At 63.8% G+C, this 22198-nt stretch carries 21 protein-coding genes, 1 tRNA gene and 1 riboswitch; of the genes, 8 read left to right on the plus strand and 14 right to left on the minus strand.

The window, feature by feature from the left end; genetic code table 11:
* Window positions 1-73: 73 nt before the first annotated feature.
* A complete protein-coding gene (locus QQS38_RS17485; RefSeq protein ID WP_479646623.1) occupies window positions 74-460 on the minus strand; it encodes a DUF2784 domain-containing protein in 387 nt (128 codons plus the stop codon).
* A 597-nt stretch (window positions 461-1057) separates the two neighbouring features.
* Between QQS38_RS17485 and QQS38_RS17490 the strand changes: the two genes are divergently transcribed.
* From QQS38_RS17490 to QQS38_RS17500, 3 genes are all read left to right on the plus strand, one after another.
* Complete coding sequence (locus tag QQS38_RS17490; protein WP_479646624.1) at window positions 1058-1942, plus strand: DMT family transporter; 885 nt, start codon at window positions 1058-1060, stop codon at window positions 1940-1942.
* 133 nt (window positions 1943-2075) lie between these two features.
* On the plus strand, window positions 2076-3158 hold the full coding sequence (locus tag QQS38_RS17495) for a phytoene/squalene synthase family protein (protein ID WP_479646625.1): 1083 nt from the start codon (window positions 2076-2078) through the stop codon (window positions 3156-3158).
* Window positions 3159-3246: 88 nt separating this feature from the next.
* Window positions 3247-3331: riboswitch (ZMP/ZTP riboswitch) on the plus strand.
* Between the two features lie 28 nt (window positions 3332-3359).
* Complete coding sequence (locus QQS38_RS17500; protein WP_479646626.1) at window positions 3360-3992, plus strand: LysE family translocator; 633 nt, start codon at window positions 3360-3362, stop codon at window positions 3990-3992.
* Window positions 3993-4183: 191 nt separating this feature from the next.
* Here the strand turns inward: QQS38_RS17500 and QQS38_RS17505 are convergent, their stop codons facing one another.
* The gene (locus QQS38_RS17505; RefSeq protein ID WP_479646627.1) at window positions 4184-4576 is read right to left on the minus strand and encodes a hypothetical protein; all 393 of its coding nucleotides are present in this window, start codon (window positions 4574-4576) and stop codon (window positions 4184-4186) included.
* 155 nt (window positions 4577-4731) lie between these two features.
* Window positions 4732-5811, minus strand: a complete 1080-nt coding sequence (locus QQS38_RS17510) for an oxidoreductase (protein ID WP_479646628.1) — start codon at window positions 5809-5811, stop codon at window positions 4732-4734.
* Window positions 5812-6079: 268 nt separating this feature from the next.
* Between QQS38_RS17510 and QQS38_RS17515 the strand changes: the two genes are divergently transcribed.
* Window positions 6080-8170, plus strand: a complete 2091-nt coding sequence (locus QQS38_RS17515) for a UvrD-helicase domain-containing protein (protein WP_479646629.1) — start codon at window positions 6080-6082, stop codon at window positions 8168-8170.
* Between the two features lie 182 nt (window positions 8171-8352).
* Here the strand turns inward: QQS38_RS17515 and QQS38_RS17520 are convergent, their stop codons facing one another.
* The gene (locus tag QQS38_RS17520; RefSeq protein ID WP_479646630.1) at window positions 8353-9237 is read right to left on the minus strand and encodes a c-type cytochrome; all 885 of its coding nucleotides are present in this window, start codon (window positions 9235-9237) and stop codon (window positions 8353-8355) included.
* A gap of 377 nt (window positions 9238-9614) precedes the next feature.
* On the opposite strand from QQS38_RS17520, the gene QQS38_RS17525 reads away from it, so the two are divergent.
* Window positions 9615-9690: transfer RNA gene (locus tag QQS38_RS17525), tRNA-Arg, on the plus strand.
* A gap of 241 nt (window positions 9691-9931) precedes the next feature.
* Here QQS38_RS17525 and QQS38_RS17530 read toward each other — a convergent pair.
* The 3 genes from QQS38_RS17530 to QQS38_RS17540 all read right to left on the minus strand — a co-directional run bounded on the left by QQS38_RS17530 (window position 9932) and on the right by QQS38_RS17540 (window position 11567).
* On the minus strand, window positions 9932-10270 hold the full coding sequence (locus QQS38_RS17530) for a type II toxin-antitoxin system PemK/MazF family toxin (RefSeq protein WP_479646631.1): 339 nt from the start codon (window positions 10268-10270) through the stop codon (window positions 9932-9934).
* A gap of 3 nt (window positions 10271-10273) precedes the next feature.
* Complete coding sequence (locus tag QQS38_RS17535; RefSeq protein ID WP_479646632.1) at window positions 10274-10561, minus strand: AbrB/MazE/SpoVT family DNA-binding domain-containing protein; 288 nt, start codon at window positions 10559-10561, stop codon at window positions 10274-10276.
* Between the two features lie 703 nt (window positions 10562-11264).
* The gene (locus tag QQS38_RS17540) at window positions 11265-11567 is read right to left on the minus strand and encodes an addiction module antidote protein (RefSeq protein WP_479646633.1); all 303 of its coding nucleotides are present in this window, start codon (window positions 11565-11567) and stop codon (window positions 11265-11267) included.
* A gap of 289 nt (window positions 11568-11856) precedes the next feature.
* Here QQS38_RS17540 and QQS38_RS17545 point away from each other — a divergent pair, with 289 nt between their 5' ends.
* Window positions 11857-13491: a choice-of-anchor Q domain-containing protein gene (locus tag QQS38_RS17545; protein ID WP_479646634.1), complete on the plus strand. Its 1635-nt coding sequence runs from the start codon at window positions 11857-11859 to the stop codon at window positions 13489-13491.
* Between the two features lie 89 nt (window positions 13492-13580).
* On the opposite strand, the gene QQS38_RS17550 is transcribed toward QQS38_RS17545, so the two are convergent.
* Complete coding sequence (locus QQS38_RS17550; RefSeq protein WP_479646635.1) at window positions 13581-14513, minus strand: LysR family transcriptional regulator; 933 nt, start codon at window positions 14511-14513, stop codon at window positions 13581-13583.
* 133 nt (window positions 14514-14646) lie between these two features.
* Here QQS38_RS17550 and QQS38_RS17555 point away from each other — a divergent pair, with 133 nt between their 5' ends.
* Together QQS38_RS17555 and QQS38_RS17560 are read left to right on the plus strand one after the other, a co-directional pair.
* On the plus strand, window positions 14647-15420 hold the full coding sequence (locus QQS38_RS17555) for an SDR family NAD(P)-dependent oxidoreductase (RefSeq protein WP_479646636.1): 774 nt from the start codon (window positions 14647-14649) through the stop codon (window positions 15418-15420).
* A 13-nt stretch (window positions 15421-15433) separates the two neighbouring features.
* On the plus strand, window positions 15434-16420 hold the full coding sequence (locus QQS38_RS17560) for an aldo/keto reductase (RefSeq protein WP_479646637.1): 987 nt from the start codon (window positions 15434-15436) through the stop codon (window positions 16418-16420).
* Between the two features lie 55 nt (window positions 16421-16475).
* Here QQS38_RS17560 and pqqE read toward each other — a convergent pair whose 3' ends face one another.
* The 6 genes from pqqE to QQS38_RS17590 form a co-directional block, all read right to left on the minus strand.
* Complete coding sequence (pqqE, locus tag QQS38_RS17565; protein WP_479646638.1) at window positions 16476-17594, minus strand: pyrroloquinoline quinone biosynthesis protein PqqE; 1119 nt, start codon at window positions 17592-17594, stop codon at window positions 16476-16478.
* 24 nt (window positions 17595-17618) lie between these two features.
* Window positions 17619-17900 (minus strand): pyrroloquinoline quinone biosynthesis peptide chaperone PqqD, encoded by a 282-nt coding sequence (gene pqqD / locus QQS38_RS17570; RefSeq protein ID WP_479646639.1) that lies wholly within the window; start codon window positions 17898-17900, stop codon window positions 17619-17621.
* Window positions 17897-18616, minus strand: a complete 720-nt coding sequence (gene pqqC / locus QQS38_RS17575) for a pyrroloquinoline-quinone synthase PqqC (RefSeq protein WP_479646640.1) — start codon at window positions 18614-18616, stop codon at window positions 17897-17899. The genes pqqD and pqqC overlap by 4 nt, the downstream gene beginning before the upstream one ends.
* 2 nt (window positions 18617-18618) lie before the next feature.
* Window positions 18619-19542 (minus strand): pyrroloquinoline quinone biosynthesis protein PqqB, encoded by a 924-nt coding sequence (gene pqqB, locus QQS38_RS17580; RefSeq protein ID WP_479646641.1) that lies wholly within the window; start codon window positions 19540-19542, stop codon window positions 18619-18621.
* 66 nt (window positions 19543-19608) lie between these two features.
* Entirely contained in the window at window positions 19609-19683 is a 75-nt protein-coding gene (pqqA, locus tag QQS38_RS17585; RefSeq protein ID WP_175021319.1) for a pyrroloquinoline quinone precursor peptide PqqA, read from the minus strand.
* Window positions 19684-19982: 299 nt separating this feature from the next.
* Window positions 19983-21983, minus strand: a complete 2001-nt coding sequence (locus QQS38_RS17590) for a sigma-54-dependent Fis family transcriptional regulator (RefSeq protein WP_479646642.1) — start codon at window positions 21981-21983, stop codon at window positions 19983-19985.
* Window positions 21984-22198: the final 215 nt, after the last annotated feature.

The raw sequence follows: 22198 nt of genomic DNA on the forward strand, positions 1-22198 counted from the left end.
CTGCGTTGCAATGGCCGCTGGCATCGGCCCGTTCTAGACGCCCGCCGCGCGGATGGGGAGGCGGCGCGCGCCGTCAGCGCCGAGACGACCGTGGCGCGCGCGGCGGCACGAACCGCCAAGTCAGCAGCACGGCGAGCGCGAACGACACATAGGCGAGCGTAAAGACCCACGTCGGCAGCGAGTAGTAGAGCACTCGCCCGAGCCAATACTCGATGCATCCTTCGTTGCCGGCCGCGCCGGTGCGCAACCGCGCTTCGAGCGCCGTCAGCGGGCAGGGAACGTCGAGCGCGGCTAATAGCGCCACGATGCCGATCGCGGCCAGATGCACCGAGCGGAAGCGCCGGTCTCTCACCCACTCCCAATGCCAAGCCGCGCCGAGCCAGGTGGCGGCGAAGCCGCCGACGATGAACAGCACGACGAGCGCATGCAAGACGAGCACGGCATCGGCCAAGACGGTCATGGGCGCATCCATTGGGAGGGACGGCATTGGCGGCAGGTGGCCAGTATGGCACCGAGCGCGCCCCACGAGCATCAACAAATCCATAGGGGAAAGGCGAGATCGCGCGTGGGTTGCGCGCGGGTTGCCCCGTTGCTCGATCGTTCGATCGCGAGTAGTCTATCGGACGGTCGGTCCTTCCCGCTTCGGTCGATATCATCGCCGCAGCCTTCGGACGAACTGGGACAAGTTTGGATCGGGCTCCGGGTTTCATCCGGCTCGATCCGATCGGCCGTCACGCCTTCATCCATTCGACATCGATGACGAACGCCAAGCGCACACGCAGCCTGCTCGCCCGTAGCTCCGACGCACACGTCGGCGTTCGGTGCGCGTCGCGTTCGCCCGTCGCAGTCCTGGCCGTGCCCGTGCAAGCCGGCTCGCCTCCCCCGCCGAGGCAAGCCGTAGTCGGTATCGCCGCGCCCCCGCCGGCGCGCGTTTAACCCCCGACTTTCCCGCATCCCGCCAACGCCCCGCTGCGTTTCGCTTCGCGCTTCAGCGCGAGCCGAACGCGCGTGACGTGCGTTCGCGGGGTTCACGCAACCTTGCACAGGTGGTCATCAAATGAATTCGATTCGAGCCGCACTGGCGGCTTACGGTACGACTTCGCTGTTTGTTTTGCTCTGGAGCAGCGGCGCGATTTTTGCCGGAATCGGCATCGAGCATGCCAGCGCCTTCGCTTTCCTGTTGCTGCGCTTTGCGCTCGCCAGTGCGGTGCTGGCCGCGTTCGGCGCGCGCCGCGGGCGATGGCTACCCGCGTCCGGCACGCGCTGGCGCGTGGCGCTCACGGGCGCGCTGCTCACCGGCGGGTATTCGATCTGCTACCTGCTCGCGCTTTCGCGCGGGCTCACGCCGGGATTGCTCGCCACGATCTTGGGCGCGCAGCCGATCTTGACCTTGATCGCGACGCAGCGGCGCTACGGTGCGCGACGAATCGCCGGGCTGGGCATATCGCTGTTAGGGCTCGCGCTGGTGGTTCATCCCGGGGCGGCAGGCGCGAGCGCATCCTTGGGCGGCGCCGCGTTCGGGCTGGCGGCGCTGCTTTGCATGACCTGCGGCGCGCTGTTGCAAAAACGGATCGAGCAACCTCCGATCGATGTGCTGCCGTTGCAGAATGCGGTCAGCCTCGCATTGTGCGTGGCGATCGCGCCTTTCATGCCGCTCGCCGTGCACTTCGATGCGCCGCTCTTCATTGCGCTGATTTGGCTCGGGCTCGTGATTTCGGTCTTCGCGCAGTTGCTGTTCTACCGATTGGTGCGGCGCGGGGACCTTGTCAACGTGACGAGCCTGTTCTATCTCGTGCCGATCGTCACAGCGCTGATGGACTATGCGTTTCTCGGCAATCGGCTGCATGCGTCGGAGCTTGCCGGAATGGCCGCGATCTTGATCGGGCTCGCGCTCGTGCTCGGGGCCGAACGCGCCCCGAGGTTGGCTCGGCGAGCGCAGTAGGCGCAAAGTGCAGGAGCCGCGCTCGCCCACCCTTCTACCCGCCAACCGCCGGTTCCGGCGCGAAGCGGGCGGGCGAGCCGGGCGGCTACAATGGCGCACGCAAGCCGTGCGCTTCTTTTTTCTCGTCCGATTCATGTCCAACGTTGCCCGGGCCGATCTCCTCGGCCCCCTGCTCAAAAGTGTTTCGCGCTCGTTTTATTTGACGCTGCGTATTCTGCCGGGGCCGATGCGCGAGCCGGTTGGGCTCGCCTATTTGCTCGCGCGGGCAGCCGACACGATCGCCGATACCCCGCTCATCGATCCCCCGCGCCGCTTGCGTTTGCTGCTCGCGCTGCGCGCGGCGGTCGGGGGCGACAACAGCGCGCCGACGCTCGCCGCGATCGGCGAAGTGGCCGATGAAGTGGCCGGCCGGCAAGCGCTCGCCGATGAAAAACGTCTGCTGCAATCGCTGACCGCGGCTCTCGCACTGCTCGAGCAACTCGCGCCGGACGATCGCGCCGCCGTGCGAGAAATCGTCATTACCCTGACAACTGGTATGGAGTTCGACCTGCGCACGTTCCCGGCCGAGGATTCGGGGCGGATCGAAGCGCTGCGCGAGCCGGGCGAACTCGACCGTTACACCTACCTCGTGGCGGGCTGCGTCGGCGAGTTTTGGACGAAGATGACCTGCGCACATGTGCCCGGCACGTTCGCCGAGCCGCACGACATGGCCGTCGCGCGCGGCATCGGCTTCGGCAAAGCGCTGCAGTTGACGAATATCCTACGAGACTGCGCAAAGGATCTGCGCATCGGCCGCTGCTATCTGCCCTCATCGATGCTCGAGCGTCACGGGCTCACGCCGGCCGCGCTGCTCGCGTCCGATGCCTCGTCGCGGGCGAAGCCCGTGCTGGCCGAACTGATGGCGACCGCGCTCGCGCATTACCGCGATGCGCTCGACTACGCGCTCGCGATTCCGCGTTCGTCGATCCGTCTCCGATTGGCTTGCCTATGGCCCATCCTGATCGGGTTGGAGACGTTGAAGTTGTTGGCGGACAACGAAGCCTGGCTCGATCCCGAGCGGATCTCGAAGGTGCGCCGTAACGACGTTTATCGCCTCATCGCAGGCTCGATGGCCGCCGTTTGCTTCGATGGCCTGCTGCGCCGCTGGATCGAGGGTTCGATGCGCGACGTCCAAACGCGGCTTGGACTTCGGGCCTGCGCCGCCGCTGTGGCCTAATTAATGTCCGTGGACCGTGGACCGTGGACCGTGGACCGTGGGGCTGCGCGCGACTCGCGACGCATTCTCGCGAAGCATGGAATAATCGATCCGGCCGCGCGACTGGCGCCGTGAGATGGAGTTCACCATCGGGGAGCGCGGGACCGAATTCGCCGCGCGCCTGGGCATGAATGGCCATCTGTCACCTATCGAGGAGATGCAATGCCCACGTCCAGTTCCTTGCTTGCTTTCGGTCTAGTCGCGCTCGGCATCGCGCTGACGCCCGGGCCGAACATGATTTATCTCGTTTCGCGCTCGCTTTGCCAAGGCCGTGCCGCGGGCATGATTTCGCTGGGCGGCGTCGCGCTCGGCTTCGTCTTCTACATGGTCAGCACGGCATGCGGCATCACCGCGTTGCTGCTGGCGGTTCCGTTCGCCTATGACGCGTTGCGGCTCGGCGGTGCGCTTTACCTGGCTTATCTCGCGTGGCAAGCGTTGAAGCCGGGCGGACGCTCGCCGTTCGAAGTGCGCAATTTGCCCCCTGACAGCCCGCGCAAGCTATTCGTGATGGGCCTCGTGACGAATCTGCTCAACCCGAAGATCGCCGTGCTCTACTTGTCGCTGCTGCCGCAGTTCATCGATCCGCACCGTGGCAGCGTCCTGGCTCAATCGCTCACGCTCGGTAGCTTGCAAATCGCGGCGAGCCTGGCCGTCAATACGGTGGTCGCGATGATGGCCGGTTCGATCGCGGCCTTTCTGGCGACGCGGCCGAGCTGGGTTACCGTGCAACGCTGGCTGATGGGCACCGTGCTCGCCGGGCTGGCGGTTCGGATGGCGACGCAGGCGCGGCGCTGAGCCTTCGCACGAACGTGTTTAGGGCGGGGTTCTCGCCCGCATACGGAGCGCAGTGCAAGCGGGGGGCCGTTCGACGGCCCTCTCATGGGCTCGATGGACGAGCGCAGGAAAATCGACAATAAAAAACGCGGTAGGCCCAAGGGCGCCACCGCGTTTGCTGTCGAAGCGAGTTCTCGCCGCTTCGTTCGACGTCAATTGCCGATCACTCTCGCTGCGCTGTCGAGTTCCTGATTGAGCACACGCTGCTCGTCAGCCGATATGCCGCCGTCGTGTTGTCCCGCCATGTCGTGCATCTCTTGGTGGATCACGTCGAGCCGATGATGCAGCGAAACGCCCGTCGGCGGCGGGTAATAACCTTGGGCGACGCGCTCGTCGATCCGGCGGTTCAAGCTGTCGATGCGTTCATCCACCTGCGCATACCGCGCCAGGTCGGCCTCGTGCGGATTCGGGGCGGGGCGCACGACCACCGGCGGCGGGGGCGGGGGCGGCGGCGGCGCGCGCCTATGCGGGGGCCGCGGCGCCACGCAAGCTGCCAGCGCGGAAATCAGCGCGCAGCCAACGAGTACGCGAATCGAGCGTTGCATCCCATCTCTCCTTCTGAGTGTGCGTGGTGTCTGTGGGGGATCGATCGTACGAACCATGTCACGTCAAACGTCCGGCGTCCTGTATCCGATGACAAGCGGCTGCACGAACCCCGGGCGCACGGGCGCGGCGGACTTGCCGCAGCACCCTTGCCGCTTCACGGGGCGAGGCGCACGAACGGCAGGCGCTTGCCTTCGCGCGCGCTTTCGTTCGCCAGCTCGATGATCGTCATGACATCGACTGCGTCTTGCGGCGTGACGGGAAACGCCGCGCCGCCGGTTATCGCTCGAGCGAGCGCGCGGTAAAAGTCGACATACGCTCCGTCGCGCGTGGGCACCGCCCGCTCGATCTCTCGCTCGCCCTCAAGAGCACGCAGCGTGCCTGCTGCGTTGCCCGCGGCGAAGCCTGCTTGGCCGGGGCGCAGTCCGGCTTTGAGCTGGTCTTCCTGCGTATCGAGGCCAAATTTGACGTAGCTTCCGCGCGTGCCGTGCACGGCAAAGCGCGGCGGCTCGATTGCCGCAAGCGCGCTTGCATGGAGGATGACTTCCTTGTCGGGATAGCCGAGCAGAAGGTGGACGTAGTCGGGCGCGCTGGCATGGTCGCGATGCAATTTGACGCTTGCGTAGACCGATTCCGGCGCACCGAACAATGCGAGCGTTTGATCGATGAGATGGGGGCCGAGATCGAACAGCAGACCGCCGCCGCGCGATGCCTCCTCGCGCCAACGCTGGCGGACCTGGGGCCGAAAGCGATCGAAATGCGATTCGAAATGAACGATGCGCCCTAGCGCGCCGCGCTCGACGAGTTCGCGCAGGGTCAAGAAATCGCCATCCCAGCGGCGATTGTGAAACGGCGCGAAGACGAGACCCCGCTCGCGCGCGAGGCGAGCCAGCGCACAGGCTTGCTGCGCCGTGAGCGTGACGGGTTTATCGACGACGACGTGTTTGCCGGCCTCGAGCACTTTGGCCGCGAGCGGATAGTGCGTGTCGTTCGGCGTGGCGATGACGACGCATTGAACCTCGTCCGAGGCGACCAGCGCATCGATGTCGGCGACGATCGCCGCTTGCGGGTAGTCGGCACGGGCCTGCTCCCCCTGACTAGTGGCGATGGCGGTGACGCGCGCATAGGGAACCCCAGGGGCGTCGGGCGGCGCGCCGCAGTGCTCGATGACGGGCGCGTGAAACGTCGCGCCCGCGAATCCGTAGCCCATCAAACCGATTTTCAACGTCGAAGCCATCGTGCTTCCCTCCGCCTGACGACAGATGAATGAGGCTCGCGCGGCGATGTGCGGGAAAAGGGCCCCACCGGGCCGCGCGGCAAGAGAATCGAACATTGTGGCATGCCTTGCTCGCCGGGAGGAACCGATCCCACCGTGAGCCCCGGTTCGGGCGTGCATCCGTGTTAACATCGCGCACTTGCCCTCACGGCTTCGCGCGCCGCATCGACTGTATGCATCGATGCGCTCCGGCGCGGGCCGCCAACCTCGTAACACCATCCACACGAAGATGTCCGCAGGATTGAACCCCGCGCAAAGCGAAGCGGTGCGCTACCTCGACGGCCCGTGCCTGGTTTTGGCCGGCGCAGGCAGCGGCAAGACGCGCGTCATCACGCAGAAAATCGCACACCTGATCGAGAACAAGGGCTTCGAGCCCCGCCATATTGCAGCCGTGACCTTCACGAACAAGGCAGCGGCCGAAATGCGCGAGCGCGTCGGCAAGCTGCTCGAGGGCAAAACGCTGACGACGCCGGGCAAAGAGGGCCGGAAGGTGCCCGTGAATCAGCTGACCGTTTGCACGTTCCATTCGTTGGGCGTGCAGATCTTGCGGCAAGAAGCCGAGCATTTGGGGCTCAAGCCGCAGTTTTCGATCATGGATGCCGACGACTGCTTCGGCATGATTCAAGAGCAGGTCGGCTCGACCGACAAGGGCTTCATCCGCAAGATTCAGTCGATCATTTCCCTGTGGAAGAACGGGCTGATCGATCCGCAAACGGCGCAAGCGAATGCGGCGAACGAAGACGAGCACCAGGCGGCGATCGTCTACCGCAATTACGTGGCGACGCTGCATGCGTATCAGGCGGTCGATTTCGACGATTTGATCCGCTTGCCCACCGAGCTTTTCGCGCAGAACGAGGCCGTGCGCGACCGTTGGCAAAACAAGCTGCGTTACTTGTTGATCGACGAGTATCAGGACACGAATGCGTGTCAGTACGCCTTGCTGAAGTTGCTCGCCGGGCCGCGCGCCGCGTTCACGGCGGTGGGCGACGACGACCAGGCGATCTACGGCTGGCGTGGTGCCACGCTGGAAAATCTCGCGCAGCTCGGTCGCGATTTTCCGAAGCTGCACGTGATCAAGCTCGAGCAAAACTACCGCTCGACGGTGCGGATTCTGACCGCGGCCAATAACGTCATTGCGAACAACCCGAAGCTGTTCGAGAAGAAGTTGTGGTCCGAGCACGGCATGGGCGATTCGATCACGGTGACCGGATGCAACGACGAAGAGCACGAGGCCGAGTCGGTCGTCTTTCGGCTTTCCGCGCACAAGTTCGAGCGGCGCGCGCAATTTCGCGATTACGCGATCCTTTATCGGGGCAACTTTCAGGCGCGCATCTTCGAACAGGTGCTGCGCCGCGAGCGCATTCCGTACGTGCTCTCGGGCGGCCAATCGTTTTTCGATAAAGCGGAAATCAAGGACATCTGTGCGTATCTGCGCTTGATCGCGAACTCCGACGACGATCCCGCGTTCATCCGCGCGATCACCACACCGCGCCGCGGTATCGGCAACACGACGCTCGAAGCGCTGGGCGCGTTCGCGGGGCAGGCGAAGGTGTCGCTGTTCGAGGCCGTGTACATGGGCGGGATCGAAGCACGGCTCTCGGCGCGCCAAGTCGAGCCGCTGCGGGTGTTCTGCGATTTCATGCAGCGCATTGCCGACCGTGCGACCAAGGATCCGGCCACCACGCTGATCGACGACCTCATGGAAGCGATCCATTACGAGGCCTACCTTTACGACACGTTCGACGAGCGGCAGGCGCAGTCGCGCTGGCAGAACGTGCTCGAGTTTCTCGAATGGCTCAAGCGCAAAGGGACCAAGCCCGAGCCTGAGCAAGCCGAGGATGGCGAGGCGAGCGGCTATGACAATGCGGACGGATTGGCCGATACGGGCAAGAACCTGCTTGGCCTCATTCAGACCGTGGCCTTGATGTCGATGCTCGAGGGCAAGGAGGAGGATCCCGACGCGGTGCGGCTCTCGACGGTGCATGCATCGAAAGGGCTCGAATACCCGCACGTGTTCCTGGTGGGGGTGGAGGAAGGGATCATGCCGCACCGCGGCGGCGCCGACGACGAGCCGATCGACGATGCGCGCATCGAGGAAGAGCGGCGCTTGATGTACGTCGCGATCACGCGCGCGCAACGCAGCTTGCATTTGAACTGGTGCAAGAAGCGCAAGCGGGCGCGGGAGACCGTGGTGTGCGAGCCGTCGCGTTTCATTCCCGAGATGGGGCTTGACGAGGCGCCGCCGCCCACGGCCGAGGAGGCGCCGATGACGCCGAAGGATCGGCTTGCCAGCCTGAAGGCGCTGTTGCAAAAGCCTTGACGGGGTTGCGGGCGGGGCCTGCGTGAAGTGCTTGCGGCGCACTGTCCGCGCGGGTCGTGGCGTTGACTGCTTTGCTGCTGCGCCTCTGCCGTTCTACGCGGCTTGCCCGCCCGCGGCGCTCGACGCAGGCATTCAGGCCTCGACCGACGCTCGGGGCCTGACGTGCTGCTGGGCTTCAGAACTTACTTGGCGGCGTTGACCATGTAATCGACGGCGGCTTTGACCTCGTCGTCGGATGCGCTGGACCCGCCTTTGGGTGGCATCTGTCCTTTTCCGTGCAGGGCGTAGTTGTAGACCACGTCCATCGGGTCTTTGAGACGTGGCGCCCACGCGGCCTTGTCGCCGAACTTTGGCGCGCCGAGCACGCCGGCGGCGTGGCAGGCCTGACAGACTTGCGTGTAAAGCGCTTTACCAGCTTGTTCCTTATCGGCGCTCGACGATGCGGGGCTTGGTGCGCTTGGCAAGGCGGCGATGGCGGCTGCGGCTTGGTCGTTGACGGCGCCGGTGCTGGCGCTTGCGCTTTGCGGGGCCGATGCTGCATTTGCGGTGGCCGCGGCGCCCGGCGCGGGGGCGGCCGGTTCGGGGAAATTCGCACCGGCGTGATCGGCCATGTAGACGACGGCGCGGGCGATCTCGTAATCGCTGTAGTCGTCGGGGCTCGTGCCGCCGCGGGCGGGCATGGCGTTCTTGCCGGTCAACGCGTTGTGCAGCAGGGTGTCGTAGCCTTGGGCGATGCGCGGGGCCCAATCGGCGTTGTTGCCGAACTTGGGCGCGCCGGCTGCGCCGGGCGTGTGGCAGGTGGTGCAAACCGCCTTGAACACTTCTTCGCCGGTCTTGAACACGTGCGGTGCATTGGCATCGCGGACGGTGACTTGGGCGATCGGCGCGATGCGGCTGGCGACTGTGGTGTCGGCTAGGCCGTTGGTGCCGGCGCCTGTGCGCACGGACTGGTTGACGTAAAACGCCAGCAGGATGATGACGACGATCGGAACGGCGAACGCCGCAATGACCGCGGCGATCAACTGGCCGGGCGTTTTGATCGGGGCTCCGTGTGGTGCTTCGCTCATGCTTGTCTCGTCTCCCGGGGAATTTTGTTGGTGAGCGGTACAGCGCGACGGCAACAGCTAAAAAACGTGAAACGGCTAAGTCGGCAACGACTTAATTAATTCGGTCAAAACACGGACGATTATAGACGCAACGTTTTGGCCTCGGCGAGCGGCGCGCGCAGGGCAGGGGCGGCGTTTACCCGGGCTTGCTTTAATGGGGCGGTAACGGTGGGGTGCGGTGGACAGGGCGAGGGTGGGGCGGCGGGCGCCGGTGCGAGATGGGGCAGGCCCGCGCCGGGCGGGGCAGGCGCGGTGGACGCGTAGGGCGAAAACAGGTATGCTCTCGGTCTTGCTTGGCGCTGTGGTTTCTCGTTTTACACGCGCGCCGACATGTCTTAGCGCCCGTAGCTCAATGGATAGAGTACTGCCCTCCGAAGGCAGGGGTTGCTGGTTCGATCCCAGCCGGGCGCGCCAAGTCTGGTAAGGCTTTCAGCGGTTTTGCTACTGCATCGTTTTTCCCCAGTACAGTGAAAATACGGTCAGCCGGCTGCAGTCTTCGGCTCGACGGACTGCGTGCGTGGCTGCACCCAGCGCGTCAGATGCTCGGCTGACAGGTGGGCAGAGCGCTGTTTTGGGGGTCGTCGCAAGCGGCGTCCTCATGTTGCCGATGAGTTTTCATCGGCCCGTGTACTCGGCCGCCACTCCATCGGTTGGATCACAGACTGAGCAATACTCGCAGGCCATAACGAACCGCGTGAAGCTCCTCTTCCGTCGCGCGCTCCCCCTTAAACCGGGCGCCCCTTTCACGGTATGCGAGCGTCTGCATCTGATCGATCAGAGCAACGCAGGGTTTGGGGAGGTTCGTGATCGGAACCTCGGTTTCCCAGCCCCGGATTTTCGATGTGATCGGCACGCCCATGATGCGTCCCGTGAGATCGTTAAGTTCCATCTCCGTGAGCACTAGGACCGGACGGTAGCCGTCCTGCTCGTTGCCCCGTGCCGGCCCAATCTCAAGCCATAGAATGTCGCCCGCTTCCGGAATACCGTTATGCATTCGTCACCACTGATCGTTTCTGGTCGGGTCGTCAGGCCCGTTGAGTTCCGTACCTCGCGGCTCGCCCCAGTCGATCGTTTCGTGCAGCTCAAGCGTCCGCTCGCGGAGCTGCTGCTTGTAGCGCTCCATTGAGAACAGCTTGATCGGAGAGTGTGCCCGGATCACCAGCACACCTTCTTCTACCTGCACGTCAACTTCTTGATCTTCGGCAAACCGCGCCTCGTCCGCCACGCCGGCGGGAATTCTTACGGCAAGGCTGTTGCCCCATCGCTTAATAACTTGCACTGCCATATCTATCTCCGGTTTGAACCTCTGATAGGTGCGACACCGGGCGGTCACACCGGGTAAATATCTGACGTAGAAACAACGTCGATACGCACATATTAAGCGTCGCCGATAGGCGTGTCAACGGTGTTTCTACGTCGACCGCAGCCTATCGACCTGCGACGAAGGTGACGGGGCCGCTCTACCGGCATCACCTGCCGAACTGCAGTCGGTGTAGCTAAAGTACACCTTGGACAAGGCGGAGCCTGTGGAAGGCCTGCCGTATCTGCTCAAGAGTGCAGATGGGACCACGGTGAAGGGCGTCACGATGTCCAACGGGAAGACGGAACTTCTCTCAGCGAACGACGCGCACGACGTGCAATTCCTTCTTCACCTTGCAGCCGGGAGCGAGTGGCCGTGGTGGCGATTGAACGCGTCGCGAGCTTCGTGAGGTTTGTTCTTGATAGTGAAGATGCAGATGTTCGTATCGAGCTTTTACTCGAGCATCAAGATCTCTCACGTTCCTGATCACCGGGTTGGTCGCGCGCCGACATGAAGTCCGGGCTCACTTCCTCGCCCTCAAACCAGCTATCCCAGACCTCCCGCGGGCTTGAATATGCATATGCGGCCCCGTGATGCGCACGGCAACTGCCCTCGATGCGGCTGAGCCTCGAGCGGGATTGCTTCGTCTGGCGCAACGCCGTTGCAAGATGCCGTAATGCAATGATCGTCACGGGTGCGCCGGTTCGGGCGGCGCAATCGTGAGATGTAGCCCCAGCGCGCGCACGACCTTCATGATGGTTGCAAATTCTGCGTTCCCTTCTTCCGACAAAGCGCGATATAGCGCTTCTCTCTTTACGCTCGATTCACGCGCGAGCGCCGACATGTCCCGCGCCTTCGCAACGTTCCCGAGCGCAGCCTGGCTCAGACGTGGGTCTCCGCGTTCGAATGCTTGCGCGAGATAGTGGCGAATCGTTTCCTCCTCCTTGAGGAACCTGGAGCCGTCGAATTCGCTCAGTTCACTGATTTTCATTTCAATCCTTCAGTTCACCTGCCATCTGCTGCGCCAGCTTTGGGAGCGCCCAAGCGAGCGGCCGGTTAATCAGATTTATCCTAGCGAGCTCAAGTGTTCGCATGGCCGGCGGCACGCTTCGGCCTGACCGACCCGTTGGTGTGGTCGATGGAAAAGCACGGTCCGCCCAACACCGTGACAATTCCTCACAACTTTCCGGCCCTTTGTACCGCTCTGTTCACAGAGCTCGTATATTCTGTGCACATGCGCGCGCGCAATTCCCGCAACTCATCCTAATAAGGAAGCACGCATGTCGATGCGTCCGTTCACGGTGATTTCCGTGGCTTTGGCAGTTTTTCTGACTGCCTGTGGCGGGGGCTCTTCCACGTCCGATGTCGCCAGCAGTGGCGGCAGTACGTCCGGTGTATCGAACACGGGCAGCGGCAACTCCGGTATCTCGAGCAGCACTGGCAGCACCTCTTCAAGCATCAGCCCGAGCACCAGTTCAGCCAGCCTGGCGGCTTCCGCGCACTATGTCTCGACGAGCGGCAACGACGCCAACCCAGGCACCAGCAGTTCCCCCTGGCGCACCATCCAGCACGCGGCCAACGTCGCGATCGCCGGCGATACGGTGTACGTCCGCGGGGGGACTTACAACGAGTCGGTCACCATCAACGTTTCGGGCACGGCCTCGGGCGGCTACATCACCTTCCAGAATTATCCTGGTGAAACCGCCATCGTCGACGGCACTGGCTTGACCCCCGCTTCGGGACAGAGCGGGCTTTTCAACATCATCGACCGAAGCTACCTCAAGATCGTGGGGCTCGAGATCCGCAACTACGCCACGGCTAGCACCGCCCGGGTGCCCGTCGGCGTTTGGATAACGGGAGCCAGCAACAACCTTCAAATCCTGAGCAACCACATCCACCACATCGCGAACACCGCACGTAGCACGGGCGCAAACGCCATGGGGCTGGCGGCGTATGGGAGCAATCCGACCGCCGCCATCAGCCAACTGACGATCGACGGCAATCAGATCGATCACCTCACGCTCGGATCCAGTGAATCGCTCGTACTCGACGGCAACATCCAGAACTGGTCGATCACGAACAACGTCGTCCATGACACCAACAACATAGGGATCGACGCGATCGGCTTCGAAGGCGTTTCGAGCAGCACCTCCACCGACTTGGCACGCGACGGCACGATCAGCGGCAACACCGTCTACAACATCACGTCATACGGGAATCCGGCCTACGGCAATTCCTATGGCGCCGACGGCATCTACTGCGACGGCTGCACACGGGTGACCATCGAACGCAACGTCGTGCACAACACCGACTTCGGCGTGGAAGTAGCCAGCGAGCACGCCAACAAGCTCAGCAGCTATGTGACCGTGCGCAGCAACCTCATCTATGCGAACAACCTGTCGGGCCTGACGATCGGCGGATACGATTCCAGCCGGGGCGGCACGGATCACTGCAATTTCGTCAACAACTCCTTCTACAACAACGATACGCAGAACTCGGGTTCGGGCGAGTTCCAGATCCAGTACTTCTCGACGAACAACATCTTCAAGAACAACATCGTGTATGCCGGTGCGCAGGACCAATTCGTGACCGGAATTGCGAGTTCTTCGAATGTGGACGCCGATTACAACGTGTACTTCTCCACCGGTGGTGCGCCCGCCAGTGCCTGGTATTGGAAGGGCGCGTCGGTCACGGGTTTCCCCGCTTACCGTTCGATCTCCGGGAACGATGCACATTCTTCGTTCGCGAATCCGCTCTATCTGAGTTTGGCCAGCCCGGATTTCCATGTGGCGGCAAGCTCGCCCGCGGTGAGCGCCGGAATCAACCTCGGCACGTCGGTACTGGGTTCCGTGGACTTCGCCGGAAATCCGCGCATTCAGGGAGCGAATGTCGACATCGGGGCGTACGAACAGTAAGGCGGACCCTTTCGCCCGACAAGGCACGAAGCCGCCGCTCGGCAACACGGCATTGGACTAGCACCCAAACGCCAGCTTGCGAAGCTGCGTCAGCGTGGAGCGCCTTTGGCCAGCTTCGGTAACGACTGCTGGCGACGCACGATATCGATCAAAGTCATCAGCGCCGGATGCTTGTACCGGCGGCTGCTGTAGTAGATGTGAAACGGGTCCTCGGCGAACGCGTGCTTTTTCAGCACGACCTGCAATTCCCCTCGCGCCAATTCGGCGGCGATGCGGGCCTCGAGCACGTACGCGATGCCCAAGCCGGCCTTGCATGCGCTGATCGTCGTGGCCGTATCGTTGATCGTCAGTAAGCCGGGCACCCGCAGGCGGCGGGCTTCGCCGCCATCGTTGATTTCCCATCGATAGCTCGAGTTGTCGCCGAGCAGCAATTGAAGACAGGTGTGGCCGGCCAGATCCTTGAGACTGCGAGGCGTGCCGTGCCGCTCGAGATAATCCGGCGAGGCCGCCATGACCCACCGCTGCGGCCCGGTGAGCGGCACCGCCACCATGTCTTCGGGGACATAGTGGCCGTAGCGCACGCCCGCATCGTAACCCTCGGCCACGATGTCGATGGGCCTATCCTCGACGACAACCGTCAAGCGCACGTCGGGACACAGGCGCGCGAACTCCGGCAATGCTGGGGCAATCAGCAAATGCGCCGCATCCGCGAACACGTTCAGGCGGATTTCTCCGAGTCGCGCCGCGCCGGGCGCTTCGAACGTTTCGAGCGCCGTGCCTATTAGATTGAAACCGTCCTCCAACCGCGCCGCGAGGTCGCGCCCGACAGCGGTGGCCGAGACGGATCGGCTGCTTCGGTTGAGCAATTTTGCGCCGAGGCGTTCTTCGAGCCGCCGCATGGCATGGCTGACGGCCGACGGCGTCTGCCCCAGTTCGATCGCGGCGAGCTTGAAGCTGCGGCACCTGACGATCGCTAAGAAAGACTTCAGGTCCGCGAAGTCGATCCGATCTGATTTGCTCATGGTGAATGCGATTCAATAGCCCAATGAATCCGCTTCATTCTACGCCGTGCAATGATGTGCTTCCCAGCCGAGGCAATGCCGGCAACGCGCGACGCCTGCGGCGGCGGTGAACGCATCTTTTCGAGGGAAACGTATGCCCAATTTCGAGCACATGCGGATCGGCGACCTGGAGGGCACGAAAGTGCTCGTCACGGGCGCGTCGACGGGGATCGGCGCCGCGGTGGCCCGCGCATTCGCCGCGCAAGGAGCGCATGTCGTGGCGCATTTCAATCGGAGCGAGACGGCCGCCGAAGCGCTGCGCGCAAAATGCCCCGACCGCATTCACCTGATTCGAGGCGACCTGGGCGAGCCCGGCGCCGCAGCGCGCGTCGTGCAGGCCGCGGCGGAAACGCTTGGCGGCCTGGACGGCCTCATCAACAATGCCGGCGGCATGCTGGGACGCATTGCATCGACGCAGATGCCGCCTGGTCATTTCGATGAAGTGGTCGATCTGAACGCGCGCTCCGTGTGGGAGGCAACCGTGGCAGCCCATCCGTTTCTCAAGGCGGCCGGAGGGTATGTCATCAACACTTCGTCCGTGGCCGCGCGCACGGGAGGCGGCGCGGGCGCCGTGCTTTACGCCGCCACGAAAAGCTTCGTCAGTAGTTTGACGCGCGGCCATGCCAAGGAATTCGTGCGCGACGGCATCCGGGTCAACGCGGTGGCGCCGGGCCTCATCCAAACGCCGTTCCACGACAAATACACGCCGCCGGAGCTGCTTGCGCAGCAAACCGCGTCGGTGCCGATGGGAAGAGAAGGCTCGCCCGAGGAATGCGTCGGCGCGTTTCTGTTTCTCGCCTCGCCCGCCTTGTCCGGGTATATCACCGGGCAGATCATCGAAGTGAATGGCGGGCAACTGATGCCTTGAATGAGGAAAGACCATGAATCAACGGCCATTTGGCAATATAGGGCAAGTCGTTTCGGAAATCGGCTTCGGCGCGTGGGCGATCGGCGGTTCGTGGGGCGCCGTGCCGGAAAGCGATGCGAAGGCGGCGCTGCATGCGGCGCTCGATAGCGGCACGACGTTCATCGATACGGCCGATGTCTACGGCGATGGCCGATCCGAGCGCATCATCGCCGCCGTGCTCAAAGAACGAGGCGGGCCGAAGCCCTTCGTCGCAACCAAGGCGGGCCGCCGGCTCGACCCGCATGTGGCCCAAGGCTACACGGCAGCCAATCTGAACGCGTTCGTCGACCGGTCTCTGAAGAATCTCGACACCGATTGTCTGGACCTAGTGCAACTGCATTGTCCGCCCACCGAGGTGTACTACCGGCCGGAAGTCTTCGAGGCCATGGACGACATGGTCGCAGCGGGAAAGATCCGCCACTACGGCGTCTCGGTGGAAAAGGTCGAGGAAGGTCTGAAGGCGATCGAATACCCCGGCGTCAAGTCGGTGCAGGTGATCTACAACGTCTTCAGGCAGCGTCCCGCCGAGTTGTTCTTGCGCGAAGCGCGGGCACGAGGGATCGCCGTGATTGTCCGCGTGCCGCTCGCCTCCGGCCTGCTAACCGGGAAGATGACGGCGGATACGGCGTTCGCAGCCGACGATCATCGGCACTTCAATCGGGAGGGGCAGGCATTCGACAAAGGCGAGACGTTCGCGGGCGTGCCCTTCGACGTTGCGCTCAAGGCCGTCGACGAAATCCGGCCGCTCGTTCCAGAGGGCGTGACCATGGCGCAATTCGCGCTGCGTTGGATCTTGATGAACGAGGGCGTCACGACCGTGATCCCCGGGGCCAAGAACCCCGAGCAAGCCAAGGCCAACAATGCGGCAAGCGATTTGCCGCCTCTGACCGATGCCGCGATGGCCGCGCTGCGCGCGTTGTATTTGGAGAAAATCGCACCCCATGTCCATCAACGGTGGTGATGGCGTCCTCGGAAAATCGAAAGCCGAGCAGCCGCAAGCCAAGCGCTAACCGGCGCTAATCGCGCCCGCGCGAGGCCGCCATGCTACGAAACAAAAGCGGGCGCTCTTCGCCGCCTGGCCTGCGCCGCGCGAGCGTGACCGCCCGTTCGACTTCGCCATGATGCGGCGACTTCGAGCAGACGGGATCGGCGGCACGCGCGTCGCCCGTCAGCAAATACGCCTGGCACCGGCAGCCGCCGTGATCGACGCTGCGCTCGTCGCAGCTTCGGCACGGTTCTCGCATCCAGTCTTCGCCCCGAAATGCGTTGAACGCCGAGCTTTCGTACCAGATGTCGGCTACGGAGGCGTCTCGCACATTGGGCAAATCCAACCCCGGCAGCGACCGCGCCGCATGACAAGGCAGTGCGGCGCCATCGGGCGCGATGCCGAGAAAGACCGAGCCCCACCCGTTCATGCAGGCTTTCGGGCGCTGTTCGAAGTAGTCCGGGACGACGAATAGAATTTTGCAGCGGTCCCCGACGAGCTTTCGATATCGATTGACCGTATCCTCGGCCTCGCGCAATTGCTCGGCCGTCGGCATCAACTGATCTCGATTGAGCAAGGCCCAACCGTAGTACTGCGTATTGGCAAGTTCGAGGTATTCGGCGCCGATATCGAGCGCCATTTCGATGATCTGCGCCACGTGCGGCAGGTTGAATCGATGCAGCACGCAGTTGAGCACCATCGGGTACCCGTACGCTTTGATCAAACGCGCGACGTTGCGCTTCAGTTCGAACGTGCGCGTGCTCGAGAGGAAATCGTTGAGTTCGCGCGTCGAATCCTGAAACGACAGTTGAATGTGATCGAGGCCCGCGTCCTTCAATGCAGCGATGCGCGCTTCGTTCAGCCCGACGCCGGAGGTGATCAGATTCGTGTAGTAGCCCAGCTCGCGCGCATGGGCCACCAGCAGTTCGAGATCGTCGCGCACGAGCGGTTCGCCGCCGGAGAACCCGATCTGCGCCGCGCCCAACGCGCGCGCTTCGGTGATCACGCGCCGCCATGCATCGGTATCGAGTTCGGGGCCGTGACTCGCGAAGTCCACCGGGTTGTAGCAAAACGCGCAATGCAAGGGGCACCGATAGGTGAGTTCGGCAAGCAACCACAGCGGCGGCGAAGCAGAAACGGTCTCGTTCATGGCGGGGCGATCGATAAGGGCTGCTCAGTCGACCCAGCCGCGTTGGCGTGCGTGATCGAGAAACCGGTAGACGTCGGGCGCGAGGTCGGAAGCGTTGAACAGGTCTTCCAACTCCGTGATGATTTCATCGAGCTCGCGCGTGCCGTCGCATCGCACGAGGATCTGGCCCGCGCTCGGATTGAGCTTGACCATTCCCTCCGGATAAAGCAATACGTACGAATCCTGCGCCGCTTCCCACTGCAAGCGAAAAATCGGACGAAGGCGCGGGCGCAGCGGCGCGCCCCCGACGGCGTTGGTATAGGTCATGACGAATACGCCCGTTCGATCGCATCGAGCATCGACCAGAGAATGTCGAGCTTGAATTGAAGTATGTCGAGCGCCCGCCGCTGCTGCGCAGGCGTCTTGAAGTAGTCGAGCGTTACGGCCAGGCCATGTTCGACATCGCGTTGGGCAAGCGGAATGCGGCTGCGGAAATACTGCAGCCCGGGCGCGGCGATCCAAGGATAAAGGTCGGGCCAGCCTGCGAGCCTGTCCTTGTGGATCTGCGGCGCAAACATCTCGGTCAGCGACGAACAGACGGCTTCTTGCCACGGCGCGCGTCGCGCGAAGTTGACATAGGCGTCCACGGCGAATCGCACGCCCGGCGTCACCTGCGACAACGACCACAGGCGATCGCGCTCGATGCCCACGGCTTCGGCCAGCCGCACCCATGCTTCGATGCCGCCCGCGTCCTCGCCGTAGCCGTCGTGGTCGAGGATGCGCTGCACCCACCGGCGGCGCGTGGCGCGATCGTCGCAATTGGACAATATCGCCGCGTCTTTCAGCGGAATGTTGATCTGATAATAGAAGCGGTTCGCGACCCAGCCGCGAATTTCATCGGGCGAGCAGCGGCCGCTATTGAGGCGCACGTTGAAAGGGTGATGGATGTGATAGCCCGCGCCGAGCGCGCGCAACTGCGCTTCGAATTGTTCGTGCGTCCAGGGCGTCTCGTGCAGCGGCGGGGTAAGCGAGGTCTCGTTCACGGCTATACCTGCAGTTCCATTCCGTCTTCGGCGATGTCGATGCCGTGCGCACGCACGATCGCGTAGGCATCGGAACGAGGATCGAGAATCGGATTCGTGTTGTTGATATGAATCAGCACTTTGCGCGTGGCGCGCGGTAGCGAGTCGAGCAGTTCGATCATGCCCGCTTCGCCGTTGACGATGCATTGCGCAAGGTGCCCCATCTCGGCTGCGCGCTTGTTCGATAGGCCTAGATCGATCATCTCCGTATCGGTCCAGAACGTGCCGTCCACGAGCACGAGCCGAGCCGATCGCATCGCGGCCAGGATCGAAGGCGACGTGCGCGCAAGGCCCGGTGCATAGAACGCGATGGCCGAGGTGGCGAGGTCTTCGATCACGAACGCGACGTTGTCGCCCGTCACCGGCGAGCCGCGGTGCGGCGAGTAAGGCGGCGGTGCGCTGTCGATCGCGATCGCCGTGAAGCGCAAGCCGGTGAGCGGCGCAATGACGAACGGCTCGCCGAGCACGATCGCGTGCTGGTCCACGCCGCAATAGCGGGCGAGCAGGGGAATGAGCGGCAATGCGCTCGACAAATCGTCGAGCACGGGCTGAGTCGCATAAAGCGGCAGCGGCGTCGTGCGCTCGCGCAGCATGAGCAGACCCGTCACGTGATCGATCTGCGCATCGCACAGCATGACGGCGGCGATGCCGGTATCGCGCAGCGCGCGCGCAGGCTGCAATTCGGCGTGGGCGCGCAGTTGGGTCAGGATGTCGGGCGATGCGTTGATGAGCACCCAATCGTCACCGTTCTCGCTCACGGCGATCGATGACTGCGTGCGTGGCTTGATCGGCCCCGTGCGCGCGCGCGCCTGCGAACAGTTGGCGCAATTGCAGTTCCATTGCGGCAGACCGCCGCCGGCGCCGGAACCGAGAACCTTAATCAACATGGCGATGCGCTCGGGAGTGGCCGCGCGCGAAGAGCATCGTCTTCATGCGCGGCGCTCGCCGGCTCCTTATCGGTTGGCGATGTACATCGTGATTTCGAAACCGAAGCGCAGGTCGGTATAGGTCGGCGTAGTCCACTGCATGGTCGTCTCCTTGTTTGATCGAGTCGGTGAGCAAGCTGAACCGCAAGCGTTCGTTGCGGTCGCATCGATTAAGCAAGGGGTATGCCGAGTGAGGAATCGAACACGACCCGATGCGATGGGCGCGGCTGGCCGCGAGGGGCGACACATTCGCGCACGCGGCAAGTGGGGGAATGGGGCGGGCCGGCGCATCGCCCGGCGCATCGTGTAACGGACACTGTTTCATTGAGCGACAGCGGTGTCGCAAATTGTGACAGGTGTGCTGTCGCTGCGATGCGCGAGCCGGGCGAAGCCGCCCCGGCTCACTCGTCGTCGCCGGGCTTGCGCGTGGCGGAAGGCGGCATGTTGCGATAGATGGTGGCGCGCGATACGCCGAGCGCGCGCGCCGCGGCCGAGACGTTGCCGCCGTGGCGGGCGAGGGCGGTCGCGATCGCCTGGGCGGCGACGTCCTGCAGCCGGGTGCCGTTCGGCGCCGCCGCTTGCGCTAGGGGTGTGGCGGGGGGCGGCGTGGCGGCAGCTAGCGCTGCATCGCGCTGTTGCAGATCGTCGAAGAAGTCGTCCGGCAAATGCTCGCGGCGAATCTGGCCATCGTTCTCCACCATGGCGGCCGCGGTGCGCAGCAAGTTGCCGAGCTGGCGGAAGTTGCCCGGCCAGGCGCATTGCTCGAACAGCGTCATCACTTCCGGGGCCACCGATAGGCGTTGGCCGTCGCCGCCCGTGAGCGCTTCGCGCTCGAGCATCTTGTCGATGACGATGGCGAGGTCTTGGCGCTCGCGCAGCGGCGGCAGCTTCACGACCAAGCCATTCAAGCGATAGTAGAGGTCTTCCCGGAAGCGGTTTTGCGCGATCATCTCGCGCAGGTCCCGGTGCGTTGCGCAGACGATGGCGATGTCGACCGGAATCGATTTGGCCGAGCCGAGCGGGTTGACGACGCGCTCCTGCAAGACGCGCAGCAAGCGGACCTGCAGCGGGTACGGCATGTCGCCGATTTCATCGAGAAAGAGCGTGCCGCCGTGCGCCTGCACGAGCTTGCCGACGGCGCCTTTGCGGCGCGCGCCCGTGAAGGCGCCTTCCTCGTAGCCGAATAGCTCCGATTCGATCAGCGTTTCCGGGATCGATGCACAGTTCACGGCGACGAACGGCCCGGCGCGGCGTGGCGAGTCGTAGTGGATCGCCTGCGCGAGCAGTTCTTTGCCCGTGCCGGTTTCGCCCGTGATCAGGACCGGAATATCCTTGCCGCTGACTTTGCGCACTTTCGCGATCACGGCCGCGATCTGCGGGTCGCCCGTATCGAGCTGCGCGAGGCGCAAGGTGCGCGCGGAGCTCGCGCAAGCGGCCGTGCTCGCGTAACTGTCGGTGCTCGTTTGACGCCGCGCCTCGGTCTGCACGCCGCTGCTCGACACCGCCATGCGCCGGAACGTGACGTTCGCGCACACGACCGCGCCGCTGTGCAGATTGAGCGAGAGCATCGAATCGCGGCTCGCCCGCATGCGGTCGATCAGCTGCGCGCTCGTCATGCCGAACAGCGACGAGAGCGTGTGCGCGCGCAGCGCCGCGAGCGGCATGCCGAGCTGGAATTGAGCGCTGCGGTTGGCCGAGAGGAAGCGCCCGTCGCCCGTGAACGCGGCGATGCCTTCCATCAGCGTGCCCAGAAACTCCGGGCGGCTATGGAAGGCCACTTGCAGCGTGTCGCGAAAGGTCCAGGCGAACAGATGATTCTCGATCATCTGCACCGACATCTTGGCGAGCGCCATCGTGTGCTGATGGTAGCTGCGGTAATCGCCCGTCACGTCGAGCACACCGATGAGGTCGCCGTACGGATCGAGAATCGGCGCGCTCGAGCACGTGAGGAAATGGTTTGCTTCGAGAAAATGCTGATCGCCGTGCACGACCGTCGGGCTGCACTCGGCGAGCGTCGTGCCGATCGCGTTCGTGCCTTGCTTTTCTTCCGACCATTGCGCGCCGGGGCGCAGCGCGACCTTCTCGGCGCGTTCGAGAAAATCGTCGTCGCCGATCGAATGCAGGATGAGGCCCTGCGCGTCGGTCAGCACGACCATGCTTTCGGTATTGACGATTTGCTCGCGCAGCGTCTCCATCACCGGCATCGCATGCGCGCAGAGGATGCGGCTCTGCTCGACCCGCAGCGAGAGCTCCGATGAAGGCAGAACGTCGTAATCGGGCCGTGTGCAAGTGGTCAGGCCGTAGCCCGTCGAGCGTTCGTGGGCTTTTTGTATAGACGGCGTGAGCCAGCTCGATTCGCCGGCCGCAACGGGCTGCGGCGAGCGATGAACAAGGTTGCGCATTGTCTCCTCCGGGGCGAGCGTCGGCACGTGGCCCACACTTTCGGTCACCGATAAGAGCAAGAACTGCGCCAGATCGCCGCGCCTGCCGCGTGATTGCTTCAGTCAGAACATGTCTAGGGAGCGCCGATTTCGTACGATGCGCTCGACGGCCGCCGCGCGGTATCAGGGGTTATCCCCATTCCGGCGAGCGGGTGAGGGTTCGCAGGCCCACCGCG

The sequence above is a fragment of the Trinickia sp. Z7 genome (assembly GCF_056498045.1).